The 1,020-nt window shown below is 68.9% G+C and carries 1 protein-coding gene; it reads right to left on the bottom strand.

The window, feature by feature from the left end; genetic code table 11:
- Positions 1-34 precede the first annotated feature (34 nt).
- A partial coding sequence (locus ACFWF3_RS37040; protein WP_379318935.1) for an AMP-binding protein occupies positions 35-1,020 on the bottom strand: 986 nt, incomplete at its 5' end.

Raw genomic sequence — 1,020 nt, 5'->3', positions numbered from 1 at the left:
GGCTGACCTCGAACGCCCCAGCCGGGTGTGGTGTCTAGTGGATGGCGCGGTCGGCACCCTCCCAATGCAGCTTGCGCAGATCGCGCTTGAGAACCTTGCCCGCCCCGGAAACCGGTAGCGCGTCGAGGAATTCGACGCTGCGGGGCAGCTTGTAGTTCGCGATGTGTTCGCGACAGAACTCGCGGATGTCCGCCTCGGCCGCGGTCTGTCCGGGCGCCAGGACGACCACCGCGTGCACGCGTTCGCCCCAGTCGTGGTCGGGAACGCCGATCACGGCGACCTGGGCGACGGCCGGGTGCTTGGCCACGGCGTTCTCGACCTCGACGGAATAGACGTTCTCGCCGCCGGTGACGATCATGTCCTTGAGCCGGTCGACGAGGAAGACATAGCCGCTCTCGTCCATGTATCCGGCGTCGCCGGTGTGCATCCAGCCATCGCGCAGCGCCGACGCGGTCTCTTCCGGCCGGTTCCAGTAGCCCGTCATCACATGATCACCCCGGACGGCGATCTCGCCGATCTCGCCGCGCGCGAGTTCGATCTCGTCCTCGCCGACGATGCGGACCTCGGCGTGGACCGCCGCGCGCCCGCACGACCTGGTCAGCGCGGGATCGTCGTGGTCCTGCGCGGTGAGCAGGGTGGCGACCGGCGCGAGTTCGGTCATCCCGTAGGCCTGGGTGAACCGCGCGTTGGCGAAGACGGTGCGCGCCTTGGCCATCACGGTCTCGGAGATCGGTGAGGCGCCGTACAGCACGCGCCGCAGACTGGACAGGTCCGCGTCGGCGGCGGCGGGGGAGTCGACGAGCAGTTGGATCATCGTCGGTACCAGCAGCGCGTCGGTCACCCGGTGGGTGACGATGGCGTCGAGGGTGGCTGCCGGGGTGAACGACGGCACGATGACGTGGGTCGCCCCCGTCAGATTGCCGACGTTCCACGCGGCGATATCGGCCAGATGGAACATCGGCGCCGCGTGCAGCAGCATGCCGCCGCGGGTGAGGATGTCGGTGGTGACCAGGCTGCCCA

The organism is Nocardia sp. NPDC060220 (genome assembly GCF_042727815.1).
Classification (GTDB): domain Bacteria; phylum Actinomycetota; class Actinomycetes; order Mycobacteriales; family Mycobacteriaceae; genus Nocardia.
This window is presented reverse-complemented; position numbering and strand designations above follow the sequence as displayed.